Here is a 25,585-nt window from a genome sequence, read left to right on the forward strand (position 1 = left end):
GATGATAGCTACTCGTCCCCCCGCCCTGATATCTCGCATACAGCGATGTCAGGTCCATCCTGTCCACTATGGCGCTCACGATTCGCACCAAATGATTCTCAGGAACCATCTCATTGAGATTCGGTGGGAAAAGCCACCCCTGGTCCTGATGGTATCCCTTAAATACTGGTATTGTTGGTTTTCGTTGTTTTTTCATGCGACAATTTTATGTCGCATTAATTGCTTGTAAATTAATTTTTTTAAAAAAAAGAGGTGTCTTTTGGGACACCCCCTATATTCATTATGAAATTTTTTATGGATATTTTTATTGTCAATTATTTTTGCACAAGTTTCCCTGAAAAACTGATTCAGGTTTTCACGGTATGCAACAAATTCCAGGGCAGGCTCATGTGGATGGGGTTTTATTTATTCATAGCAGCCAATTTGCCGTGATATTACGATTTTCTGTATTTCTGATGTCCCTTCGCCAATGGTTAATAGCTTGTAATCCCTATAAAACCGCTCAACATTGTATTCTTTCATAAGTCCATAGCCGCCATGAATCTGCACTGCCTGGTCCACTACACGCCCCATGACCTCAGAGCAATATAGTTTTGCCATGGCTGCATGCTTTGAGAACGGAAGGCCAGCATCTTTTAACTTGCAAGCTTTATACAATAAATTGCGTGCTGCTTCAATTTCAGTTGCCATCTGGGCAAGCTTAAATGCTATTGCCTGGAAAGTTGAGATGGGTTGCCCAAATTGTTTGCGCTGTTTAGCATATTTTAAAGCTAACTCATAAGCTCCCTGTGCACCACCAAGGCCCATTGCAGCTATGGCAAGCCTTCCATTATCAAGTGTCGATAGCATTTGATGAAATCCCTCACCGCGTTTTCCCAGTAAATTTTCCTCAGGCACCTTGCAGTCATCAAAGTAAAGTTCCCCTGTGTCAGATGCACGCCACATCATTTTACGGGTCATCTTTTTTGTTGTAAAACCTGGTGTGCCGTTTGGTACCAGTATACACGATACTTCTTTTTTACCATTATCGCGTTTCCCGGTGATTGCCTGTACCGTGCACACACCTGCCATTGGTGATGTTGAGTTTGTTATAAATATTTTGCTGCCATTTATAATCCACTGCCCATTTTCTAAACGGGCAGTGGTTTTACTTGCTCCAGCGTCTGAACCTGCTTCAGGTTCCGTAAGACCAAATGATGCCAGTATTTCACCTTTACACAGGCGAGGCAGCCATTCCTGTTTTTGCTTCTCGTTGCCAAAATAATATATAGGGCCAATACCCAGTGAGTTGCCAGCAGCAACTGTTGCAGCATGTGAACCATCAATGCGGGCTATCTCCTCAACAACTATCGCATATGATAAATAATCCATGCCAGCACCACCATATTCCTGTGGCACAACTATCCCAAAAAGACCCATGGAACCCATTTTTTTTGTCAGCTCTACTGAAAAGGTTTCTGTTTCGTCAAGTTCCTGAGCCACGGGTAAAATTTCTTTTTCAGCAAATTCCCGCACATTCTGGCGGAGAAGCTTTTGTTCCTGGCTTAACCCAAAATCATACATGGCGAACCTCTTGTTATTAGTGTTACTATATGTGTTTAATACTTATACTTTTTCAAAGTACATAATGTCATCAATAGTGCCTGTACGCTCCTTTGAGGGTTTTAGCTTGGCTTTTACTTTCATTCCTAATTTCAAATCTTTTTCATCAATGTTGAGGCGATGGATTATACCTCCTTTTATTCCCTTAAAACGTATTAAACCAAGTACATGTGGCTTATCATACCTGTTTCCCTGATAATCGAGATAACATGTGGTAAATGAATATAATTCCCCTTCCAGCCCAATCGATAGATATGTATCAATTGGATTAAAACATTCTTCACAATAAATCAGTGGATAAATTGTTTTTAATCCACAATGGGAGCATACTGATGCTATGAATTCGCCTTTTTGTTTGAGTGCTTCAAAAAATTTAGTTCCTGCAACTCCTAATGTATATTGGTAATTAACAGGAATCTGGCCTTCAAAATAACTCAGTTCCATATTCAATTGAATAGATTCTTTAAATGACATGATAAGCCTCCCTTTTTTAATATGGTTCAAAGAAAAGAATATCAGTTATTGAACCTGTGCGTTCTTCGGCAGGTTTCCACACAGCTTTAACCTTCATGCCAATCTTTACTTTGGATGGTTCCACATTGCCCAGTAAATGTAGTATTCCCTGCCCGGGCGAAGCACCATCTATTTCAATTACTGCGGGTATATGTCGTGGTTCGTTTGGCTTTAAACGGCTTGCATCCCAGTTTACATGGCATATTGCAAATGTATTCACTATACCCGTATCTTGTACTGGCAGATATGCGTCAGTTGGTCTCCAGCACATTTCACAGAATGCACGTGCTGGCAGAATGATCCTGTTGCATTTTTCACAATATGATGCTAATATTTTTCCTTCTTTTAATGCATGTAAATATTTCCCAATACCAATCCCGTTATCCCATGCGTATTGTAAATTTGGATTCCATGGTATTTTAAGAGTTTTTTCATATTCTTCACTTGAAAGGCCTTTCATTGGAACATTTTCTATTTTCATAATTACCTCCTATCGTCGTAAAACTATCACTGTGCCTACCTGCATTAGGTCGCCCCAGGCCTGGGCCACCCCAACGCGTGGTTTTCCAGGAATCTGACGCTTGCCAGCCTCTTCACGCAACTGCAGGAATATTTCTATAACTTTCATAAGGCCTGTTGCAGCAATTGGATTACCTACACCCAGTGCACCACCTGAAGGGCAAGTGGGAAGATTTCCTGTACGTGCAGTGAAGCCTTCAGCTGTTAGGCGTGCAGCTTCACCGCGCTCACACAATAGTAATCCCTCCATGTGGTGGAGCTCTTTGTAATCAAATGGGTCATACGGCTCTGCAACCTGTATTTCTTTATGTGGTTCAGTAATCCCTGCCATCTCATATGCCATACGTGCAGCTTTTTCAACATAGCGAGGATAGTATAGATCTTTAGTAGCCCAATATGCTGTATCTAAATTCCATCCCACACCGTCAATCCACACAGGTTTGTCGGTTAATCGCTTTGCTACCTCTTCACTTGCAAGCACCACTGCTGCAGCCCCATCAGATGCAGGGCTTATATCAAGACGATGTACTGGTTCGGCAAGTACTTCAGAATTTAACACATCATCTAAGGTTACAGCTTCAGCTACCTGTGCAGAAGGATGATCAAGTGCATTATTCTTATTTTTGACTGCAACCCTTGCAATATCAGCTTTAGACAGACCATATGTTTCCATGTAACGACGCATTTCCAGAGCAAAGATCCATATCAACGTTGGTTTTAGGGGTTGTTCTGTTGTATGGTCAAAGATAGTTAAGAATGCACCTTGTGGATGAGGATGGCAGGATGACATTTTTTCAGAACAAACAACCAGGCATACATCACATGCGCCTGATGCAACGTGCATCCATCCGTGAATTGGTGCAAACACGCCGGTGCCTCCACCAACAAAATTTCTTATATATGGTTTATTATTTCCACCAGCACCACTTAAAAGATACTCACCTTTCATATGAACACCATCAAATGCGTCAGGTGCTGAACCTAATGTAATCATTTCAACATCTTTAAGTTTTAAGCCAGCCTGGTCTAATGCCGTCTTTGATGCAAGGTAAGACATTTCAGGGCCGGTTTCTTGAGCTCTACGGACAAACTTTGTTATTCCTGCTCCAACAATTGCAACTTTTCTGAATCCCATACATTTCCTCCTTATTCATTTGATAGTATAGCGACAGCTCCTGTGGCAGTCGGTATACCCCGCCATGATTGTACCAGACCGGTCTTTGCATTAGGTACCTGCCGCATTCCGGCTTCATGCCTTAATTGCATAACTGCTTCAATAACTTTCATTCCGCCACTGGCTTCGTATGTGTGACCCACGCCTAATGAACCACCGGAAACATTCACAGGCAATAATCCTCCTAAACTTGTTGCACCCGTTTGTGTTAAGAACCCAGCTTCACCTTTGCGTGCAATACCAATAGCTTCTAGATGTTGTAATTCCTTGTATGAGTATTCATCACAGATTTCAGCAAAATCAAGGTCTTTAAGTGGATTGATAATACCTGCTATAGCAAATGCTTTTTGGGCAGCTAACTGTGCATAATCAGCGTATGCAAAATTGCGGCACCATGGATTGCCCTGTCCTGAAAACCAACTTATGCTTTTTATCCATACTGGTTTTTGACATAATGCTCTGGCTTCTTTTTCTGATGCCAGTACAACCATAATTGCACCATCAGCAGGTTTTGACGCATCCAATTCCTTAAGAGGCAGTGATAGTGGAAGTGATGACAGTACATCATCAACCGTAAGGTTAGCAGCATGTGCAGCGTGTGGATTCCTAAGTGCATTTGTTTTGTTCTTTACTACTACCTGTGCGCACTGCTTTTCAGTATTCCCTGTTTCTTCAAGAAAACGCTTCATCTCCAGCCCGGCAAGAAAGTCCGCATTTTCTTTAAGAGGCCTTATATATACAGGGTCAAGGGCAAAAGCTTTAACTTCATCAAGTGTCTTTATATTGGAAACTTTGGAATGTGCCTCTACTGCTATAGTTCTGAATCTGCCGGTGTTAATCATCATGCACCCTATGCCCAAAGCTTGTAAAAAATCGGCAGTAACAGTTTGGACAGGACGCATAACTGCACCCATTTGATCGGGTACATATTCATCAAATATGCTGTAGCCTTCCATGAAATCTTCAGAAGCTGTAATAAATGAATCAATATCTTTAGGATGCAGACCGGCTTCTTGATATGCTTTAACTGCAGCGGTATACGTAAGCTCTTTAAAAGAAAGGGAAGGGCTGACAGAAGAAAAACCTGTCACACCGATGCCCACAATGGCAACTCGTTCTTTCATAATACTTTCCTCCTGATTTAATGATTAAATAAAAAATTTACACGGACATTGAAACTTATGACAAACCTCCGATATTTTTATGATTCCAAAAGAATGCAATGGCTGTATGTTGTAAAAAATATGGTCAGCAATAGGTTAAACTGTGTACATTATATAGTTCCTACCCACAATGCAACAGCCATGGATTTAGAATTGTTGGTGATGTGTTGTTGGTCGGGTTGTGTAAAAAAGTGGGCAGCATCACCCTGGTTGAGTATGATAATCTGATTCTGGTAGGATAGTTCCAGAGAACCTTTAATAACACAAAGGACCTCCTGGCTGTTACGAACACCTTTACGAGCAGGAATACTTTTTCCCGGTTCAATGATTAATATTGCACTATCTATTGTTCTCCGTGATTCCGGAGGGAAAAAGCGTCTTGTTGCAAACCCAACATGTGGTATATCAACGTCAGAAAGGTCATTTTTCCTGATTACTGCAATGCGTTCCTGATTTTGAGCTTTTTCAATAACTTCTGCAGCATTACAACCTATTGCGCTGCATATATTCATAAGAGTATCAACCGATGGTGAATTAACATTGTTTTCAATCTGGCTTAAAAATCCCTCAGATATTCCAGCCTTTTCAGCTACCGCCTTCAACGTCATCTTCTTTTCCTTGCGTTTAAGCCTGAGCACTGAACCCAAATCCATTATTTGCCATTACCTTAGTCAATATTCATAAAAATAAATATTAATTATTTATAAATATTTACTATTTATTAAGATTATTTTGATGTCAAGCTATTTTTTAAAAAATTAGCAGTAATAATTCCTTAAAAATTTCATAAAGAATAAAGTGTACACCGGGGTTGTCTCAAAAGACATCTTCTGCAATGACTTTTGCCATACTGTCATTGCGAGGAACTAAGTGACGAAGCAATCTTGTCTTCTGTGGTATTTAGATTGCTTCGCTACGCTCGCAATGACTTTGCACCCACGTCATTGAGAACTCCACGGATTGTTTTTGGACACCGCCGGTCTACACTATTTTATATTTTGTTCAAATTTCAACATTTAGGAATAATTAATGAAAAATTAGTATAAAAAATATAGCTACTATTGTCTTGGAGGATTGTGTTATTCATTAAAGGGTATTTTTTTACTAACTTCAGCAGGGGAAGTTTAGCATTTTATTATCTTTATTTAATGATTAGAACTATCGCCACTAAAATAAGAAGCATAAGTACTATTTTTTTAAATACGTCCTGATTAATAGTTTTATAAATTACGCTACCGGAGTATACCCCTAAAAAAATGGCTGGCAGAAGCATTGTGAAAAATAGCGCAACTTGCTTTGTTAAGAGCCCCCCAATAGTATGCATGGTAACAAGTGTTAATCCTGAGAAAAGGAAATATGATGATAGTGAGATGTTCATTTCATCCTTTGACCAGTTCTGTGAAGTTATGTAGATCACTATAGGCGGACCATCAGTATTAAATGCACCACCTAAACAGCCTGCAACAAAACCCAATATATATCCTGCTTTATGTTTTATAGTAAATCTTGATTGAGTATTTATTAACGAGTATACGGCGTATCCAATAATTACTATTGCAAGAGTTGTTTTAATAATGCGTTCAGGTAAATTAACAAGCAAATATATACCTGTTGGTATACCGGGGATTGCTCCAATAATAAGTGGTTTAATTTTTTTTGGGTCAAAATGCTGGTGGAGCCTGAGAAAGTTTAACGCAGTGATACATGAGCCATTAAGTGCAACCAGGGGTGTGACAAAATGCATAGGGAAAAGAAATGGCAATAGTGACATTGATACAAGGGCTGAACCAAAGCTGGTTATTGCCTGTACAAATGCAGATATAAATACAATAATGAACGAAGTGATGTATTGTTCCAGCGTCAAAGTAATAACACCATTAATTATCAAAACAAAAAATTTATTACACGAAAATAATATACAGCTATTATAACAGCAATAAAATTAATTTTGGGATTACAACTATAAAAATTATTGGCCTAATACTTCTGGTGGTGGTCCCCAGTAGAATTTTAGGCAGTGTATCCCTTTTTCGCGGTAAAAATCAAATGTATATGACCTGTTTTCGTAATAACTGAATAAATTATTATGAGTTATTTGCAATTTTTATTTTTTTAATTTCAATGCAGTGGTATGCTACAATAGCTCAGCCTCTGTAAGCTCTTCAAGGCATAAACATATGGTGCTTATTTCAGGATTGTCTTTTTGGGATGCTTGTTTTAATGCCAGCGCAAGGTTTGTCCATGCTACAGCACATATATTCATAAGTTGTGACAAATTTAGGTTTTTGATATCTGGTATAAATAATTCTGCTTAGTTGTTTTTAAATACTAAAATTAGTTTTGTAGTTTTGTTACAATGTATCATTAGTATATAAAATTGTTTGACAATTGGGTGTTGCATGCTACTATCAGTATAGCAAAGCGGGACATACATATATTCCCAGCATTTTTAAGTAATAGGCATCTTTAAACATAAAGAAAAGAGGTATCTATGGATGAAAAAATCATAACAAAGTTACTTAAAGAGGTCATTTCGGAGGAATTAAATATCATCAGAGCTGAGATGGCAACTAAAAAAGACTTGAAAGTGTTTGCAACAAAAGATGATGTCAATACCATTAGAGCGGAGATGGCAACAAAAGAAGATTTAAATGCATTTGCAACAAAGGAAGATCTAAATGTTATTAAAGCTCAAATGGCAACAAAGGAAGATTTAAAAGTATTTGCAACGAAAGATGATATAAATACCATCAGAGCGGAGATGGCAACAAAAGCAGATTTAAATGTATTTGCAACAAAGGATGATGTTAATGCCATAAGGGAGGAGATGGCAACAAAAGATGATCTGAAAAATTTTGCAACAAAGGAAGATTTAAATGTTATTAAAGCCCAAATGGCAACAAAGGAAGACTTAAAAGTATTTGCAACAAAAGATGATCTGAAAAATTTTACAACAAAGGAAGATTTAAATGTTATTAAAGCCCAAATGACAACCAAAGAAGACTTAAATGCTTTTGCAACAAAAGATGATTTGAAACGTTTTACCACTAAAGAAGATTTTCTTGAGTTTGAAGCGCGGTTAAGTTCAACGGTGGAAAGGATACGTGAAGGAATACGTCTTTCACTCTTTGAGATTGAAAAAGAACTGACCGAAATAAAAGGCAAGCTTCGTTTTTACGACTTTGATTATTTTTCACGACAGAATGATGCTCTGTTAAAATTGCTTAAAGACCTTTATGAAGAAAAAACATTTATTGTTGCCAGGATGAAAGATCATGAAAATAGGTTAGAAGCAATAGAATATAAACTTGGGAGTTGATGTTATTTTATGTAACAACATAAAAAATGACATGGGTACGCTTGATGCCTTTTTCATGTGGGAGTGCAAATCAAATATACGTATTTCATCAATCATGGTGATGAGTAATTGATAATGTTTCTATATACTATTGTATAATTGGTTTTACAATATGAATCCCAAAAAACAAATTATTACACCGCCGGTAAAAGCAGCAGCATATTTTAATAAAAAATCTTCTGAAACGGGGATTTTGCTCCTGCATGGATTTACCGGTACACCTGCCGAGATGAGATTTTTAGCTGAAAAACTTAACGAATCTGGTGCAACTGTGTATGTGCCCCGTTATCCAGGACATGGAACAAGCCTTATTGAAATGGCAAATTCAAGTATGGATGCATGGTTCACTGCTGCACGCGAGGCATTGTTTGAACTGAAAGCACATTGTACCAATGTATATATTGCAGGACTTTCAATGGGTGGTATATTTGCAATACTTTTAGCGCGTGAGTTTGCAATTCAAAAAATTGTACTCATGTCGGTGCCCTGTACTCTAAAAGAAAAGACCATCTATGCAGCGCCCGTTGCGGGGCTTTTTACTAAAATACTGTGGGTTCCTAACAAAACTAAAGGCGTGTGTGATGAGGTTGCACGCAAAGAACATATATGCTATGATGATGGTATCCCTGTTCGACAGTCATGGCAGCTTTTTAAGACTATAAAGAAAGCCATGAAGGCTCTTCCCCATGTTGATTCGCGGGTGCTTATCGTACAGTCAAGAAATGATCAGGTAATCCCAAAGCACTCTGCGGAGTATATCTACTCGCGCTTAGGATCAGAGCACAAGCAGATTGTGTGGCTATCACAAAGTGATCATGCCATTACCGTTGATTATGAAAAGGATGTTGTTGCTAAGCACTGCATTGATTTTTTCTTAAAGCAATGATAAACTAAGTCAGTTACTATCGCCCTAAACTATTAGGGCAATACCTGCAAACACATCAATGATAATGAGCGTAGGCGATAGTTCCTTGAATCTTCCTGTTGCAAGGCAAATGAACGTATAGCTTAAAAAGCCCCACACAATTCCCTGCGTGATGCTATAGGTTAGAGGAATCATCAGGCAGGTAACAAATGCAGGAAGGCTTTGCGAGATATCTTTCCAGTGGATATGTGACAGAGGCTGCATCATAAAAAGCCCTATAAGAATCAGCACTGGCGCAGTAGCTACAGACGGTATGAATGAAAGCAGGGGACTTAACCACATAAACGGTAAAAACAATAATCCTGCAACAACCGCGGTTAATCCCGTTTTGCCTCCTTCTTCCACTCCTGCAGCACTTTCAATGTAGGTGGTTGCACTGGAAGTTCCAAAAATTCCTGAAATAAATGTTGCAAATCCATCAACAAACAATGCTTTGCCCACATTGTGCGGCAGACCTGTTTTGTGGTCAATAAATCCGCCAACTTCAGCAACACCTACAAATGTGGAAATGCTGTCAAACATATCAGTAAAAAGAAGCGTAAAGATGGGCACAATAAGGCTTACCGATAGTGCATCGCGAATGTTGAAGCTTAAGAATAGCGTAGTATCAGGAAATGCACTGTATTCAGAGGGCAGGGCTGCAAATGGATTAAGGCCTATGAGTGCATAGATGTGGCTTGTACCCCAAACCAGTGCCGCTGTTACAATGATGCCTATAATAAGTGCTCCTTTAATTTTTCGGTATACCAGTACACTGGTTATAATAAGCCCACTGGCAAAAAGGAGTTGCTGTATTCCCATACCACCAAAAGTAACAAGTGTTGCAGGGTGTGAAACAATTACACCAGCGTTTTTTAATCCAATAAACCCTAAGAAAAGGCCAATGCCTGCTGCAACGGCATAGCGCAGATGTAGTGGTATTGCTGCAACAATCTTTTCACGTATGCCCCATGATGAAAGCAGCATGAAGATAATTCCTGATATACATACTGCACCTAAGGCCACCTGCCAGGGTGTGCCGCTTCCAACCATTGTATACGTAAAAAATGCATTTATTCCCATCCCTGGTGCCAGTGCAAAGGGGAGGTTTGCCACCAATCCCATGAGTAGTGAGCTAATGCATGAAACCATGATTGTTGCAAAAAGCACTGCATGAAATGGCATCCCCGCATCTTTTAAAATGAGTGGATTGACTACAATGATGTATGCCATGGTTAAAAATGTGGCAATGCCAGCACGGATTTCGGTGCTTATGGTTGTGTTATTTTTTTGAATGTTAAAATATTTTTCAATGTATGATTTCATGGTTTTCCTTAAAAGTGTAAAGGGATGAATACGGAAAGATTGTCAACGATATTTTTAAATACCTTCTTTTGAAGGGTGCTCAAATGTATGAACTATTACAAAGAATAAAATTGCTTTACATTATTATTATTTTTCTGTAGTTTTGCCTTACAAACTATTATAATAATGTCTACAAAGAGGTAAGTATGGAATTACAACAGGCAATTGTTGAAAGAAGGAGTATTCGCCGATTTACCGATTACTATGTAACTGATGATGAGATTAAACAGATACTGGAGGCTGCCCGCATGGCACCATCATGGGCTAATGTGCAGCCGTGGGAATTCATTGTAGTGAGGGATAAAACATTAATTGAAAAAATAACCCAAACATACTCACCTAACAATCCTGCTCGAAAATGTTCACTGGCATCAACTGCGCTGCTGGTTGCATGCGCTCGTAAAAATATTTCTGGTTGCAAGGAAGGTCAGCAGGTAACTGTTCTACCAAACTGGTATATGTTTGATGTTGGAATGGCAGTTCAGAATCTGTGCCTGAAAGCCCATGAGCTTGGGCTTGGCACGGTGGTTGTTGGATTCCTTGAACATGAAAAGTGTAATGAAATCCTAAATGTTCCACCTGATTCAACAGTTGTTGTAACAATTCCTGTTGGCAAGCCTGAGGTAAGTGGCAAGCAGGGACCACCACGCAAAGAATTACATGAATTTGTGTATTTAGATGTCTATGGCAATAAATTTTTCAAGTAAGGTATATCATGGATATAAAGGATAAATGGATTTATTTTGCAGGGCCGCTGTTTACTGCAGCTGAAAGGCAATTTAATGAATCATTAGCCCAATATATTGAGCAAGCAGGTTATGCTGTATATCTACCGCAAAAAGAATGCCAGGGAATTTCTTCAGCTAATGATATATTCAATCGGTGCATCAAGGGGCTTGATAATGCATGGTGTGTTGTTGCAGTGGTGGATGGTGCTGATGCTGATTCGGGCACTTGTTTTGAAATGGGATATGCGTATGCCAGGGATATTCCAATACTAGGTGTGCGCACTGATTTCAGGAGAAGTGCTGATGATGGGTACCTGAACCTGATGTTGTCACAAAGTGTTGCAGCCGTATGCTTTGTGAGTAGCCTGGAAACTATATCTATTGAAGAAATTGGTTATAAACTGAAAGATGAAATCAGTAGATTGCTTTTTAAAGTATTAAAAAAGTAAGTGATGATTATTGCTCATTATAAAATTTAGTAAAGAAGCATATGATACTTTTAAAATAGGATAGATTTCTTATTCAGATATAGAAGATAAAGAAATGTCGGTGGAATTTTATAATTTTGTAGTATGAATCACTATCTGGAGGAATGCACAATGAAAAATATAATAACATATATAACTATCTTCATTTGCGGAAGTATTGCCATTTTACTGGCATTACTGATATATGGATTGTCGTTTACACAGAATGTTGTCATCCAGGATGTAACAAAGCAATACTATCATGCAAGCAGGCTTGCGGTGTTTGGAAACGTAGCAATTGGTTTTTTAAGCGATAGTTCTCTACAAAACAAAGATCTTGATAAACTACCTCATGCATTTAAAATAATTACAACAGGAACTATCGCCACCATGTATTTTAATCCGTTTGAAAGTGTGTATGTGCCACCGCAGTATCTTGGTGTATACCACATCAATGCATCAGGGCATGAGGGGATACTGGTGCTTCAGGTAAAGGACGGAGTGCTGAATGGTTCGGTGCGTTTCCCAAACTGGGCAAATGGTGTATGGGAACCATTAAAAGGAGTGAATATAAAAAATAATACACTATGGTTTACGCGATCAGTAACTAATGAACAGGAACGGATAAAGACAGGCGCTCGTGAATATTTTACCCAGTATTATATTGGTACATATAAGGATAATGGAAAAAAAATTATTGGTTTTTATAAATTGCGTGGAGCCAAATATTTATTTGAAGCGTATAGAAAAAAATAGATTACTGTGCTATCACAACACAATTGCGCCCACGTTCTTTTGCAATATATAATGCTTCATCAGCCTTTGCACGAACACTATCCCTGTCAAATGTGGGAAATGCAGCAATCCCCATACTTAAAGATAGTTTAAAATTGTCCATACCCAGGGTGCGGCAATCAATTTCGTTAACGTTTTGTCGTGCTTTTTCTGCAAGTGTGTGTGCGTGTGCCACATCATTGCCATCAAAGATGACCGCAAACTCATCACCACCATAACGGCATAAAGCATCAGTTTCTCGGAATGTATTTTTCAGTACGTCAACTATAGCAAGTATAGCTCTGTCGCCAACTTCGTGACTGTACTCTTCATTTATTTTTCTGAAATAGTCAAAGTCCACCATGATAAGGCAAAATGGCGTTTCCTGAGTCATCTTTAAGGTAATTGTATCTTCAAAATAGCTGCGGTTATATACACCTGTGAATTCATCAATAATTGAACGCTTGCGTGCTGCTTCGCCCCACTGAATCATCTCGGTTAAAAATGAGCCCGTTTTCATGAGACGCTGTGAAATGACGGTGAGCATATCATACATAATTTTGATAGCAGCAGATGGATGGCTATTTATGATTGTAAAAAAGTTGGAAGCTGTCAGTGACAAAAGCCTGCAATTTGTTTGTGCAATACAGGTTGCCGAGCGCACATCATTTTCAAATATCGCCATATCGCCAAAAAAGTCACCTGTGGTAAAACGGGCAACTTCGCGCAGGTTGCCATCTGGCAATGTAATAAAGGCAGCAACTTCGCCGCTGGCAACAATGAAAAGCTCACTACCATAGGTCCCTTCATCAAAGATGATGCTATCTTTGGTATAATCTTTTTGTGAAAGATAGGGAACAAGCTGTGAAATCTCATCCTGCGTAAGCTTTTTGAAAATGGTAACTTTTGAAAGCAATGCATCAAGCCCGTTCACATGTCACCTTCCACTGCTATTGAATTTCCACCGTTATGGTATACTGACCACATGCGCTCATACACGCTGTCTATAAGCTTCTGGCATAATATTCCATTTCCGGTGCCCATACTTGCCGTTATTGATGTAATCTGCCCATTGGTGATTGATGCAATATTAATTGTCTGAATGGCTTTATGTACTGATTGTGCCAGTGATTGAATATCTACATCAGGGGAAGATGCAACAATAAATTCATCGCCCCGGTACCGGATGTGAATGGCATCGGGTGCAGCCTTGCGTATTGTCTGTGCCAGAGCTATAAGGGTAGCATCACCAGCTTTATGCCCGCAGGTATCGTTGATGGCTTTGAATTTATCAGGTTTGACAACGGCAATTGCGTATTCCCTGTTTTCTTTGAAAAGCTCTTCACAATATTGTCTGTTATAAAGCCCCGTAAGCCTGTCAGTGTATATAGCTTTTTTTAGTTCGCTTACCCAGCCATAGTTTTGTGAAATGAGTTTGTTTGTTTCGCGTATTCTGAATGATATGTTCGATAGTAACTGATAAATGACTTTTGCACCAATATTGGCATGCTGTGTTATGAAATCCTCAAATGATATTGTTGGGAAAAGCAGTACACGGGATTGTTCCAGTGCAACAGCCTGTGCGTTGCCAAGTGTAATGCCACAGAGATTAAGCTCGCCAAAACTTTCATTAGGAAGATATCGTGCTATGAGTCGGTTTGAGGAGCCATTGGAATAAATCGCAATGCTGCCAGCAGTTACAACGCACAGAAGTTTAAAATCTTCATCATAATCAAAAAGTTTTTCTTTCTCCTGAAGTTCCTTGAATCTGCAGTAATTCTGGATAATATTTAATTCGCTATCATTCAGCGATGAGAATAACTGCACAGATTTTAATATTTCTTTTGGGTCCATTATATTCTACTATCGAACAATTTTAAAAGATTTATAATATATGAAATCCCTTCCCAAGGCAGCATAATACTATTATACACAATGCTTAGTACCATCTTCCAAAATGCAGTATGTAATGCAATTAAAAAAATGATATACATTCTAGTAAGATCAGGAAAACTAGAATTGTGTGGATGCCATGGTATTGTAATAAATATAATAAATCAAAGTGGATTTTTGTATTTATCAAAGATGGTTTTAACAATAGTTATAGCACTATAGTGTGATGAGTGACTTTGTTTTTGATATTGTAAAACCAAGTATATTAGTATTATCAAGGAAAGCAGTATTGTTTTATTAGGCTGATGTTTTTCTTCTTTTTTTGCTATTAAGGATATACTTTTCTGCTTCAAGCCAGTCGCTTAACTGGTCACCGGGCGTATTATGAGTTATTCTGTAAAGATAATTATAGTATGCCTGTAGCCTTATAGCATCATGCAACTGGTTATTATGTTCTGTTTTGATGGGTGTGCTTTTTTTAGTAGGTTTGTGTTTGGGTATTTTGATGTCTTTTACTGCTTCTTTCATCTTTTTCAAAGCCATACATCTACCTCCTTTGAAAATAAAATATATTCTCCTGAATCATAGTTACTCTGTGGACTTATAATAAAACTTGCCATTTAACTTTAACAAAAACGAGAAATACATCCAGGCAAAATTTAAATATGTTTTATTGAAATGGTACTACTCTATCTCATAGTAAAATAATAAAAAGAATATGATATGTCAATAAGTAATATAAAAAGGCGGATAACACATCGCTATTGAATTTAAAACATTAATATTAGTTATATGTATGAAACATCATGTACTTTAAATGATGGTACAATACATCAGTATGTATCCATAAATTTTTTTAGGTAAGAAATGCTTTATTATTGCCGCTGCTGAAGACAGCACGGATTATATATGTAATTACTGTATACTTAAAAAAAGTACTTTTAGAAAGTATTACCGAAACTGCATGTTATATTTTAATTGACATAATTCTGATAATTCATATAGTACAATGGTAATCAATTCCTTAATACTAATTTTGTTAATAATGAATAAACATCAAGGCTGTTTTTTAAAAAAAGTCATTTAAGACATATCTGGTATATATTTATTTTTTATTTGTATTTAATAATTATTACAGGAAGACGATGCAAAAAATAGCAATAAACCTGCACCCTGATGATGAAGGGTCTCTTAAAATTATAAGCGCATTAATTAAAAAAGCACATGCAAAAGGAGTGCAGGTGCTACTACCTAACTATCCCATTATACAAAAAGATTTCTCCTCTTTAATTGCAAAAAATGATACATACACCAATGTTGACATTGCCATTGCTATTGGTGGGGATGGAACCTTTATCCGTACCGCACGGATATTTGCAGCATCAAATGTTCCCATCCTTGGTGTTAATCGTGGCAGGTTAGGATTTTTAAATGAATTTTTGCCTCAGGAAGCTCTTGATTATTTTGATGAAATCTTAAAAGGCAATTATACTTTTTCCAAAAGGAAGATGCTCAGGGCCAATATTATTCGTGATGGTGAACAATACACGGCGGTAGATTATTTGAATGATGCTGTTATTACCAAAGGATCATTTTCAAGGCCAATTAGAATTCGATTGGAGCTTAACGATGAATTTGTTACCTGCTATTCGGGTGATGGCCTTATTATTGCCACGGCTACTGGTTCAACCGCATATTCACTTTCAGCAGGCGGCCCAATTGTTCTCCCTGATGATGAATCGGTGTTTATAGTTAACCCAATATGCCCACATACGCTAGCCATACGGCCAATGGTGGTTCCAGATTCAATGGTGTTGTCGGCACGGGTTGTTACTACAATAGAGAATTTATTATTGACAGTTGATGGCCAGGAGGCTATTGCATTGCAGGAAACGGATATTGTACATTTTTCACGGTCATCATATGTAATACATATTATTAATCACCCATCGCGGCGGTATTTTGATGTGCTACGCCAGAAGTTAGGATGGGGAGCAAACAATGCAGAGTAGACTATGCTTGTAGAACTTAAAATAAAAAATTTTATTTTGATAGATGAGTTATCAATAACCTTTGGCAAGGGATTGAATATCCTTACCGGTGAAACGGGTGCAGGTAAGTCCATCCTTATTGATGCGCTCTCAGGGGTGCTGGGTGAGAAAATGTCAACTGACATGATTCGTTCTGGCTATGATAGGGCAGTGCTTGAAGGTGTCTTTGATATAAGCAATCTTCCTCAGGTAAAGCAGATTTTAGAGCAATCGGGCATTGATAATGAAGATGATACACTAATTCTTCGCCGTGAAATTTATTCCAATGGCAAGGGCAGGTGTTTTGCAAATTCCATCCAGATTCCCCTTGCTAAACTGAAAGAGATAGCTGACTATTTAGTGGATATACACGGACAAAATGAACATCAAAATATTGTGCAGGTTGCAAAGCACCGGGAGCTATTGGATAATTTTGGCTTATTGCAACCGCTGGTGCAAAACATGTCACAGCTTCATAAACAATTACAGGAAATAAAAGAAAAAATAGCGTCACTCCAGATAGATGAAAGGGAAAAGGCTCGGCGCATTGATTATCTTTCTCATGCTATTGGTGAAATTGAACAGGCAAACCTGCAGCCAAATGAAGAAGAAGCATTGAAGAATGAATCAAACCTCTTGAGCAATGCGGAAAAACTGTTTAATGAATTGAATACTGTACAGGAACTCATGCAGGGTGATCGCGGTGTTGTACAGAGCTTGAAGAAAATGGAAATGAGTTTGGGTCATATGGCAGGTTTTGACCCAAATCTGTCCGGCGTGCTTGAAACAGTGCGCGAAGCATACTATTCGCTTGAGGATGCATATGCTACATTGCGTGATTACGCACGTTCAATAGATTTTTCCCCTGAACGCATTAATCAGGTTGAAGAGCGGCTTGCACTTATCTCAAGCTTGAAGAAAAAATATGGTGATACCATTCAGGATATTTTGTTGTATGCGCAGAATGCAAAGCGTGAACTTTCTACCATTACTACAACCGAAGAAGCACTGGATAAACTACAACAGGAATATGATGTAACCTTAAAACAGGCACGTGAGTTAGCATTGCAGCTTTCAGAAAAGAGGCTGGAGGCAGCAAAAAAATTGGAACAAATGGTAACACGGGAATTAGCTGATCTGGGGATGCAGGGAACGGTGTTCAGGGTATCAATAAAGCGTGAAATAAGCCCGGATGGGGAGATAGAAGCCAATAATAAAAAATATATTTTATACCCCCATGGCCTTGACAGAGTAGAGTTTTTGCTTTCAGCTAACGAAGGCGAAGAATTGCGGCAGTTGCGAAAAGTGGCAAGCGGTGGTGAGATGTCGCGCATTATGCTGGCACTGAAAAAGTGCATCCTTGATGCTGATATTGTTGATTCGCTTGTATTTGATGAAGTTGATGCGGGGATTGGTGGTAAAACAGCAGAAGTTGTTGGTAAAAAATTAAAAGCATTGGCAAAGCAGCGTCAGGTGCTGGTCATTACGCATCTTCCTCAGATTGCAGCAATGTCAGATAATCATTATATGGTACAAAAAAAATCGGTTAATGCCCGTACCACAACTCTTGTTGAAAAACTGTCGCCAGATGAAAAAGTAAACGAAGTGGCACGCATGCTGGCAGGTGAGGTTGTAACTGATCTCAGCGTGAAACATGCAAAAGAATTAATTGAACTGGCTTCAAAACAGTGATCATGGCTGATAATTCAATAAACCTTTCAGATTTCATGACGTATCTTCTTAATGATATAATCACCGCCACACCATTGTTTTCCCATATAGACATGAATCGTGTTCTTGTGTGTAGTGCCTATAATAAAAAGGTTACTGGTGGCGGAATTTTTGCCAAAGTAGTACCCATGCGATTTGAAAATGGAGTGCCGGTAAAAAAGTTTAAAAATTATTGGTATGCGTTCCCCAGGATTATAAATAACGGATTTGAGATTTTATATATAGTATATTTTTATATTCCACGGTATTTTGACCTCCCAGCCTATGAAAAACTCAATGTGGCATTCCATGAACTATATCATATCAGTCCCCGGTTTAACGGTGATGTACGAAGAATGGGCAGGTATAAATTTTCACATGGCTATTCAAAAGAACACTTTAACAACCAGTTTAAAGACGAACTATCGTACTACTATAATAGAATTAAAAATACTCCCCTCAATACAATTCTTGAGATGAACTTTGCACAAATTTCAGATCATTTTGAAAATGTATATACCCTGAGCATGAAGGTGCCACGTCCAAAAAAAATTAAAGAAAATTAGAAGCGATAGTCACCGCGTATTGTTCCCTGGTAATCAGAAATATCAATTCTGCTGATTGAGCCATAAAAACGAATCCCGTAGGGATTGGTTTTAAGAGCGTGAATAAATGAATCAATTAATGCATCATCGTCTGTATCCAGGAGGACTTGAACTGTACCATCATATAAGTTGGTTGCACTGCCGTGAATTCCTAAACGCTTGGCGGTTTCACTGCAATAGTAACGGCAAAACACACCCTGCACAACACCATGAAGAATTAGTCGCTTTGCCATTGTGAAATCCTCCGAAAAAAAGATAATTATTTATAGAGGAGCATCGCAAAGAGCTCCTGTGTTGTATTATTATAACAGGTTATGTAAATGAAATCTCAGAAATTTTCATAAATAATGGCTGTTGTTGTGATGATATGATAAAGCTTCCATTTAAGGATTCATCCTGTTGGGGATAATTGGTATTGTAATGAAGTCCACGGCTTTCTTTGCGAAGCATTGCACTCTGGACTATCAATTTTGCGGTGGTTATCAAATTACGCAATTCAACCAATCGGGAAGTTATGGTACTTCTTCTGTAGTAATCCTGTATTTCTTCTTCAAGCAGGGTTATACGTCGTGCAGCCCTTTCCAACCTGCGGTTGGAACGTACAATACCAACATAATCCCACATAACACGTTTGACATCTTCAATGTTATGCTGAATCAAAATCCATTCTTCTAAATCAAACGTTCCCTTTTTATCCCATTGTGGGAACTGAGGTAATGCATCTTTGTGGTCAGGTGAAAATATTTCTTTTATATGGCAAAAAGCTCTATGGGAAAATACAATTCCCTCAAGAAGGGAATTGCTGGCAAGCCGGTTAGCACCGTGGACACCAGTGCAAGCGGATTCACCTGAAACATACAAATTGCTGATAGATGATCTTCCGTTTAAATCAGATACAATACCTCCGCACAAATAATGTGCAGCCGGTACCACAGGGATGGGTTCTTTGCTTATGTCAATGCCTGCTTCTATGCAGTAATGATAAATAGTTGGGAAACGGGACTCAAGAAAATCCTTATCTTTAAAAGAAATATCAAGATATACGCATTGATCGCCAAGGCGCTTTAATTCCATATCTATAGCTCTGGCAACAATATCACGTGGTGCCAGTTCTTTTAAAGGATGAACCTTTTCCATAAAACGTTCACCACGACTATTGACCAGGATTGCGCCCTCGCCACGGACTGCCTCACTGATAAGGAATGCCCGTTCTTTTTGCCCTGGCTCATATAATGATGTAGGATGAAATTGAATAAATTCCATGTCCGCTATGAGTGCACCAGCGCGGTATGCCATTGCAATGCCATCACCAGTAGCAATGGCGGGGTTGGTGGTATGAAGATACACCTGACCAATACCGCCAGTAGCAAGCAATGTGTATGGAGCAGTAAAAAGATGAACAACCCCGGTAGTATTATCAAGGATATATGCCCCATAGCACCGGATATTGTTATAAGAATTGAAATGTTTACCAGTTAATTTAAGCTGATGCTGGGTAAGCAGGTCAACTGCGGTATGGTTTTCAAACACCCGTATATTCTTTCTACGGGCAATTTCATCAAGCAACGCCCGTTCAACTTCCTGCCCGGTAAGGTCTTTTGCATGGACAATTCTGTTATATGAGTGTCCTCCCTCTCTGCCCAAATCAAGGGATACTGTTCCGTTTGGGTTTTTCCTGGTACTGAAATGCGCACCCCAGTTCATGAGTTCCTGGACACGCTGCGGGCCGCTTTCAGCTAGTATACGTACTGCTGTTTCATTGCAAAGCCCTGCTCCTGCAATTAATGTATCTTTAATATGTGATTCAATAGAATCGTGAGGGTCAAAAACTGAAGCAATACCACCCTGTGCATAGTTGGTATTTGAGTCAAAGTCTTTTTTTTTGGTTACAATGTGTACAGTGCCCAAGTCAGAAGCTTTTATTGCAAATGTCAATCCTGCAATGCCGCTGCCTATCACTAAAAAATCTGATGTAAAAACTTCTATACTCATTATACAATCAATTAGTGTTTGATGAGTAAATTGGAAAAGTTTTGTGCAATATTGTCAATACAATTTGATAATGGCACTTTTTTCAGGGTAGCAATAAAATGGTATGTATGAATAACCATCCCCGGATGATTTGGCTTACCTCGGTGTGGTACAGGAGTTAAAAAAGGTGCATCGGTTTCCAGTAGCATTTTGTCAAAAGGAACATAACGTGCTGCATCCTGAAGATTGGTTGCGGTTTTGTATGTTACATTTCCTGCAAAAGAAATATAAAAGCCTAAGTCAATAAATTTCCTGGCATCGGAAGGCCCACCAGAAAAGCAGTGGATAATGCCTTTGAGTGGGCTTTGCTCTTTTAATATTGCATAAGTATCGTCCATTGCATCGCGCGAATGTACAATCACAGGCAGGTTATGCTTTTTAGCTACCTGTATTTGAGTATAGAAGGATTCCTGTTGCATGGCTTTTGGCTGACGCATACGGTAATAGTCAAGGCCGGTTTCACCAATACCAAAAATCTTTTCAGGGATTGTTTTTATGTACCGTTCGATAGTTACTGTGAATTGATTTAATGTTGAGCTATCAGCCAGTGATGAAGGATGAATACCTAAAGCAAGAAAAATATTTTTATATTTACTGGCAAAATCGATACCCCACTGCAGCCCACTATACTCAATAACGACATGCACTGCAGAGGTTACCTCATTTTCTTCCATGCGTGAAAATATAACATCTGGTGTTGTGTTGTGGTCTTCAGCACATAGGTCAAAATGTGCATGTGAATCAATATACATACCATACCTCAAATAAATAAATTGAGGTATATCCTAAAACTATTATTCATTGATGCAATATATTTTTTAGTTACATACAGATTGCCTGAAAATATAAAACAGGGGGCCGTCTCAAAACAAATCGTGGTGCTTGCAATAACGTGAGTACTATGTCATTGCGAGCATAGCGCCAGTGCTGAGTGCTTCGACAAGCTCAGTAACCTCTTGTCGAAGCGCCTGCCCTGAGCTTGTCGAAGGGAAGCAATCTCTATGCCACAGAGGATGAGATTGCCACGCGCCTGCGGCGCTCGTAACTATGGGATTGCTTCGTCACTTCGTTCCTCGCAATGACGCATGTGTATAATAATTACAATGAGGTGTCTTTTGGGACACACCTTGGTATTCATAGTGAAATTTTTTAATGTATATTCTTTAGCTTTTTTCATGCAAGCAATGTTTTAATATTATCCCCAAAGATGGCATCTGTTGTACATTCCATTCTTTTGCAATAGGAAGTATTTTAAAAGATAATTAATTGCATTTTTTGTTTACATTTGTTCATGGTTTAGTAATAAGAAAAAGCACATACATGGTTGACAATTTTAATTAATACATGCATAGTTGATGTACAAAGCATAATACAGGTTTTTTGTATCTGATTATAGTAGCTCATTTGAATTTGACACTTGCGTAACATAAGCTCTTGGTGACCGAAATTCGCAATAAGGTCGTTGAATGTTCCAGGCAAAGCAAGGAATGCAAAGAGATGGTTTTGCCCCTACTTCAATGGGACGGGCAATGACTGCGGATAAAATCACAACAAGCGTAGCGCTTGTCGTATATCAAAGGGTTAATTGGTATAACTTTTGTCTTAAATAATATTATCTAAGGAGCAAGAAATGAAACACATAAATAAATACTTGCCACGTTTTATTAAAACAAGCTATGTTGTTATATTCTTTTTTACTATTGCAGTATTTTTGCAGTGCTCCAGTTACATAACAAAAGAAGAAAAACTTACATTAAAAAATTATGAAGGAGAATATATTCTATTGCAGGATGCAGTGCGTAATGATATTAAAATTCTTAAAGGTGAACGGGTAAGAATTAAGATTACAGCAACAGATGATTATATAAAGGTATACGCCATGCCTGCTAAGATTGATATAGTTAAGGGTGAGTGGATTTTAATTCTCTATTTGTTTCCGGATGATTTTGAAAAAGAAAAATTTGATATAAAGGTTTTTGAGGACAGGCTTTACCAGATGGCAAAGCCTGTCAAATAGTCATTAAACCGCAACAGTTGCTTCTTCCAATTCTCTGACTGCAGTAATTGCAGCAATAGTGCCATCAGACACTGCTGTTGTTATTTGCCTGTATGGTTTATACCGTATATCGCCAGCTGCAAACACATCAGGCAATGATGTGTGCATGAATTCATCAGTGATAATATATCCATTGTGGTTTTGTAAGTCTTCATTAACCATATTGGGCTTCATGCCAGCAAATATGAATACGCCATCACAAGTAATGTATGACCTGTTTCCGGTTTTAAGGTTTTCAACCTCAACTGTCATACTGCCATCATCATTTTTAATGAATGCACGCGGTTCGTGAGAAAACATAAAAGAAATCTTATCGCTGGCAAATGCTTTTTCCTGCGCTTCCCTGTTTGCCTGCAGCCTGTCAAACTGGTGAACAATAGTTATATGACGTGCAAATTTTGCAATAAATAGCGATTCCTCAATAGCAGAATTTCCGCCTCCTATTACTACCACATGCTTGTCCTGATAATATTTAGCATCACAGGTTGCACAGTATGATATGCCTTTCCCTTTATATTCATATTCACCAGGGACATTGAGTTCTCTGTATGAACATCCTGAAGCTATAATTATCTTTTTAGCATGAATAGTCTCTATGCCATCAACGATGATATATTTTTTTATTAAATTTATTTCTGTGACATCAACAGAAACACGGAACTGGCAACCTGCTTCTTTTGCCTGTTCACTCATATAGTGCATAAGCATAAACCCTTCAACTGGTTTTGCAAAACCGGGGTAGTTTGAAACCATATGAGTTGTTTGGACCTGACCACCAGGAAGCTGGGTATCAACAAGAATTGTTTTAAGTTTGGCCTGAGCAGCATAAATGCCAGCGGTTAACCCCGCAGGGCCAGCACCTATAACAAGGATATCAGTATACGTCGTTATAGGTTGTATGGCCGATAGTAACTGAGAAAAACGCTCTTGTGGTAATAAAAACTTAATATTACCAAGAAGCTCAGAGCGTTTTATGCTGCCTGATAAGCGAGTGCCTATCTCCCTGCCATTGTGATAAAACAATACCGTAGGTGATGATGTTACACCTAATGATTCAGCTAAAGCGCGATTTTCCTGCCGGAATATCTTTATAAATGTTATATCATCACCAAAGATTTCGCTCAATGGTTCAAATTTTGCAGCCAGCGCTTCGCAGGGTGGACATTCCGTAGAATAGAAATCAACGATAACATTACCACTGTGCAGTACTTCCTTTTCAAATTGTGATGCATCAATATACTTAATTTTTTCACTCATGATGTACTCCTTTATTATTGATGTGCCTTGCCGCTTTTGGCGGTGTGGTTATATACTTCGTTGGTATTACACGATTTTACATGGTAATTCCCTATTTCTTTTTCAAAATATAATGATATCCCCATTGAAAGCAATGTATCAACTGGCCTACAATCAGGATGCAGTATATTGCCGTGATTGTTTTTTGCAACAGCGGCACAACCACCGCCACACAGCAAGCTCAATGAACATTGCTGACATTGTGGTATGGATGTAACATCACGTCTTTCCCATTCTTCAATTGCAATAGTATTCAATGACACAGTGGGGTAATAGGTTCCAACTTCTTCGCCATTTTTACCCACCATTGCAGTACAGGGATATATTTTCCCTGTATAATCAAACGCCCACTCAGTTTTACAACCAGGGCATGCATCAAAGAGGGGATTGGGCATAGCACCTTGCTCAAATAAAAATTTGCTTATTGAATAAGCAGGCTTATGGAATTGCAGAATGTATGGGTGCTGTATAATGAGTTCATATATTTTTTCATACAATGATGCTCTGTTATAAAGTTTTGCATTATCGGCCTGGCAATAGTGAAGTTCATAATTTCGTCCAATTTGAGTTTTAAACAATGGGTGGTTTATCCAGCCTTTATCAATGGCAAACTGTGCTAAGTTTGGAAGGTCATTGATATTTTCTGCATCAACGACAACACGTAAGTTTATTGGTATATTATGTGCCAGTGCACTATCTATGCCGGTAACTATCGCATCAAATGTTGGTGTTTTGGTTTTTGTGAATCTACGTTTATTATGTACATTTTGTGTGCCATCTAGTGTTACCTGGATTTCACGGATGGCTGCTTTTTTTAAAATGTCAATATATGAACTCAGTGTGTATCCGTTGGTAACTATCGCCAAACTTAATGAATGCTGATTTGCTTTTTCAATAAAATAAGAAATTATTTCCCGTGCATGAGGTGAATCAAGAAGAGGCTCACCACCAAAGAGGGTAATGTACTTTGGTTTTGTTATGTGCGCGGTAATATATGAAAAAAATGCATCAATCACTTCAGGTGTAACTGTACCTTTGTTGTCATAGCCTGATTGATAACAGTAGGAGCAAGCAAAATTGCACGCATACCACGGAACAAAGAATATTTGCACCTCAGAGTTGTCGCGAGTATCAAGAAATTCTAAATATGCTTTACGGTATAATATCTTTTCTTCCTGTTCATCAAGCACATACCCCTTGTGTTTCAATATGCTTATATCAAAGGTTCCATCAGCAATTGCTTTCATCTCATGCTGTGATATGATGTCAGCTTGCATGCTCAGGGGATTCATCATAAAGTAATTGTTTGAATCATGTAATTTTCTAATTATAGTATACTGTGATAATTTCATTGGATGTAACCTGTAAAAGTTTTTACCACCTGCACGATTAAACGT

26 protein-coding genes are annotated in these 25,585 nt (G+C 38.4%); 9 read left to right on the forward strand and 17 right to left on the reverse strand.

Annotated features, from left to right (window positions below; all coding sequences use genetic code 11):
• Positions 1 to 405: 405 nt before the first annotated feature.
• The 8 genes from AB1444_10785 to AB1444_10820 form a co-directional block, all read right to left on the reverse strand.
• The gene (locus AB1444_10785) at positions 406 to 1,563 is read right to left on the reverse strand and encodes an acyl-CoA dehydrogenase family protein (protein MEW6527141.1); all 1,158 of its coding nucleotides are present in this window, start codon (positions 1,561 to 1,563) and stop codon (positions 406 to 408) included.
• A gap of 42 nt (positions 1,564 to 1,605) precedes the next feature.
• Positions 1,606 to 2,076 (reverse strand): Zn-ribbon domain-containing OB-fold protein, encoded by a 471-nt coding sequence (locus tag AB1444_10790; protein MEW6527142.1) that lies wholly within the window; start codon positions 2,074 to 2,076, stop codon positions 1,606 to 1,608.
• A gap of 16 nt (positions 2,077 to 2,092) precedes the next feature.
• Positions 2,093 to 2,596: a Zn-ribbon domain-containing OB-fold protein gene (locus AB1444_10795; GenBank protein ID MEW6527143.1), complete on the reverse strand. Its 504-nt coding sequence runs from the start codon at positions 2,594 to 2,596 to the stop codon at positions 2,093 to 2,095.
• Positions 2,597 to 2,605: 9 nt separating this feature from the next.
• Positions 2,606 to 3,769 (reverse strand): thiolase domain-containing protein, encoded by a 1,164-nt coding sequence (locus tag AB1444_10800; GenBank protein ID MEW6527144.1) that lies wholly within the window; start codon positions 3,767 to 3,769, stop codon positions 2,606 to 2,608.
• An 11-nt stretch (positions 3,770 to 3,780) separates the two neighbouring features.
• Entirely contained in the window at positions 3,781 to 4,932 is a 1,152-nt protein-coding gene (locus tag AB1444_10805; protein MEW6527145.1) for an acetyl-CoA acetyltransferase, read from the reverse strand.
• A 149-nt stretch (positions 4,933 to 5,081) separates the two neighbouring features.
• On the reverse strand, positions 5,082 to 5,624 hold the full coding sequence (locus AB1444_10810; protein ID MEW6527146.1) for an XRE family transcriptional regulator: 543 nt from the start codon (positions 5,622 to 5,624) through the stop codon (positions 5,082 to 5,084).
• A gap of 488 nt (positions 5,625 to 6,112) precedes the next feature.
• Positions 6,113 to 6,835 carry a sulfite exporter TauE/SafE family protein gene (locus AB1444_10815; protein MEW6527147.1) on the reverse strand — a complete coding sequence of 241 codons (723 nt, stop codon included), beginning with the start codon at positions 6,833 to 6,835 and terminating at the stop codon, positions 6,113 to 6,115.
• A gap of 270 nt (positions 6,836 to 7,105) precedes the next feature.
• A complete protein-coding gene (locus tag AB1444_10820) occupies positions 7,106 to 7,234 on the reverse strand; it encodes a hypothetical protein (protein MEW6527148.1) in 129 nt (42 codons plus the stop codon).
• Between the two features lie 228 nt (positions 7,235 to 7,462).
• Between AB1444_10820 and AB1444_10825 the strand changes: the two genes are divergently transcribed.
• A complete protein-coding gene (locus AB1444_10825) occupies positions 7,463 to 8,290 on the forward strand; it encodes a hypothetical protein (GenBank protein ID MEW6527149.1) in 828 nt (275 codons plus the stop codon).
• Between the two features lie 151 nt (positions 8,291 to 8,441).
• The gene (locus tag AB1444_10830) at positions 8,442 to 9,215 is read left to right on the forward strand and encodes an alpha/beta fold hydrolase (protein ID MEW6527150.1); all 774 of its coding nucleotides are present in this window, start codon (positions 8,442 to 8,444) and stop codon (positions 9,213 to 9,215) included.
• A 24-nt stretch (positions 9,216 to 9,239) separates the two neighbouring features.
• Here the strand turns inward: AB1444_10830 and AB1444_10835 are convergent, their stop codons facing one another.
• Positions 9,240 to 10,559, reverse strand: a complete 1,320-nt coding sequence (locus tag AB1444_10835; GenBank protein ID MEW6527151.1) for an NCS2 family permease — start codon at positions 10,557 to 10,559, stop codon at positions 9,240 to 9,242.
• Positions 10,560 to 10,744: 185 nt separating this feature from the next.
• Between AB1444_10835 and AB1444_10840 the strand changes: the two genes are divergently transcribed.
• From AB1444_10840 to AB1444_10850, 3 genes are all read left to right on the forward strand, one after another.
• Positions 10,745 to 11,305, forward strand: a complete 561-nt coding sequence (locus AB1444_10840; protein MEW6527152.1) for a nitroreductase family protein — start codon at positions 10,745 to 10,747, stop codon at positions 11,303 to 11,305.
• Between the two features lie 8 nt (positions 11,306 to 11,313).
• Positions 11,314 to 11,775 carry a nucleoside 2-deoxyribosyltransferase gene (locus AB1444_10845; protein MEW6527153.1) on the forward strand — a complete coding sequence of 154 codons (462 nt, stop codon included), beginning with the start codon at positions 11,314 to 11,316 and terminating at the stop codon, positions 11,773 to 11,775.
• A gap of 150 nt (positions 11,776 to 11,925) precedes the next feature.
• The gene (locus AB1444_10850; protein ID MEW6527154.1) at positions 11,926 to 12,549 is read left to right on the forward strand and encodes a hypothetical protein; all 624 of its coding nucleotides are present in this window, start codon (positions 11,926 to 11,928) and stop codon (positions 12,547 to 12,549) included.
• Between the two features lies 1 nt (position 12,550).
• Here the strand turns inward: AB1444_10850 and AB1444_10855 are convergent, their stop codons facing one another.
• From AB1444_10855 to AB1444_10865, 3 genes are all read right to left on the reverse strand, one after another.
• Entirely contained in the window at positions 12,551 to 13,501 is a 951-nt protein-coding gene (locus tag AB1444_10855) for a GGDEF domain-containing protein (protein MEW6527155.1), read from the reverse strand.
• Positions 13,498 to 14,421 (reverse strand): GGDEF domain-containing protein, encoded by a 924-nt coding sequence (locus tag AB1444_10860; GenBank protein ID MEW6527156.1) that lies wholly within the window; start codon positions 14,419 to 14,421, stop codon positions 13,498 to 13,500. Before AB1444_10860 ends, AB1444_10855 begins: the two co-directional genes overlap by 4 nt.
• A 336-nt stretch (positions 14,422 to 14,757) precedes the next feature.
• Positions 14,758 to 15,003: a hypothetical protein gene (locus AB1444_10865; protein ID MEW6527157.1), complete on the reverse strand. Its 246-nt coding sequence runs from the start codon at positions 15,001 to 15,003 to the stop codon at positions 14,758 to 14,760.
• A gap of 602 nt (positions 15,004 to 15,605) precedes the next feature.
• Here AB1444_10865 and AB1444_10870 point away from each other — a divergent pair.
• From AB1444_10870 to AB1444_10880, 3 genes are read left to right on the forward strand one after another with little or no spacing between them, the layout of a single operon-like run.
• On the forward strand, positions 15,606 to 16,472 hold the full coding sequence (locus tag AB1444_10870) for an NAD(+)/NADH kinase (protein ID MEW6527158.1): 867 nt from the start codon (positions 15,606 to 15,608) through the stop codon (positions 16,470 to 16,472).
• 3 nt (positions 16,473 to 16,475) lie between these two features.
• The gene (gene recN, locus AB1444_10875) at positions 16,476 to 18,182 is read left to right on the forward strand and encodes a DNA repair protein RecN (protein ID MEW6527159.1); all 1,707 of its coding nucleotides are present in this window, start codon (positions 16,476 to 16,478) and stop codon (positions 18,180 to 18,182) included.
• Positions 18,183 to 18,184: 2 nt separating this feature from the next.
• Positions 18,185 to 18,766, forward strand: coding sequence for a hypothetical protein (locus AB1444_10880; protein ID MEW6527160.1), 582 nt, complete (start codon positions 18,185 to 18,187; stop codon positions 18,764 to 18,766).
• Here the strand turns inward: AB1444_10880 and AB1444_10885 are convergent.
• The 3 genes from AB1444_10885 to AB1444_10895 all read right to left on the reverse strand — a co-directional run bounded on the left by AB1444_10885 (position 18,763) and on the right by AB1444_10895 (position 21,588).
• The gene (locus AB1444_10885) at positions 18,763 to 19,038 is read right to left on the reverse strand and encodes an acylphosphatase (protein MEW6527161.1); all 276 of its coding nucleotides are present in this window, start codon (positions 19,036 to 19,038) and stop codon (positions 18,763 to 18,765) included. The genes AB1444_10880 and AB1444_10885 overlap by 4 nt on opposite strands.
• Positions 19,039 to 19,117: 79 nt before the next feature.
• Positions 19,118 to 20,797, reverse strand: coding sequence for an L-aspartate oxidase (nadB, locus tag AB1444_10890; protein MEW6527162.1), 1,680 nt, complete (start codon positions 20,795 to 20,797; stop codon positions 19,118 to 19,120).
• A gap of 11 nt (positions 20,798 to 20,808) precedes the next feature.
• Positions 20,809 to 21,588 (reverse strand): TatD family hydrolase, encoded by a 780-nt coding sequence (locus AB1444_10895; GenBank protein ID MEW6527163.1) that lies wholly within the window; start codon positions 21,586 to 21,588, stop codon positions 20,809 to 20,811.
• Between the two features lie 878 nt (positions 21,589 to 22,466).
• Between AB1444_10895 and AB1444_10900 the strand changes: the two genes are divergently transcribed.
• Complete coding sequence (locus AB1444_10900) at positions 22,467 to 22,853, forward strand: hypothetical protein (protein MEW6527164.1); 387 nt, start codon at positions 22,467 to 22,469, stop codon at positions 22,851 to 22,853.
• A 3-nt stretch (positions 22,854 to 22,856) separates the two neighbouring features.
• Here AB1444_10900 and AB1444_10905 read toward each other — a convergent pair whose 3' ends face one another.
• Positions 22,857 to 24,149: an FAD-dependent oxidoreductase gene (locus AB1444_10905; protein MEW6527165.1), complete on the reverse strand. Its 1,293-nt coding sequence runs from the start codon at positions 24,147 to 24,149 to the stop codon at positions 22,857 to 22,859.
• 14 nt (positions 24,150 to 24,163) lie between these two features.
• Complete coding sequence (locus tag AB1444_10910; GenBank protein MEW6527166.1) at positions 24,164 to 25,540, reverse strand: radical SAM protein; 1,377 nt, start codon at positions 25,538 to 25,540, stop codon at positions 24,164 to 24,166.
• Between the last annotated feature and the right edge of the window lie 45 nt (positions 25,541 to 25,585).

The sequence above is a fragment of the Spirochaetota bacterium genome (assembly GCA_040756435.1).
Taxonomy (GTDB): domain Bacteria; phylum Spirochaetota; class UBA4802; order UBA4802; family UB4802; genus UBA4802.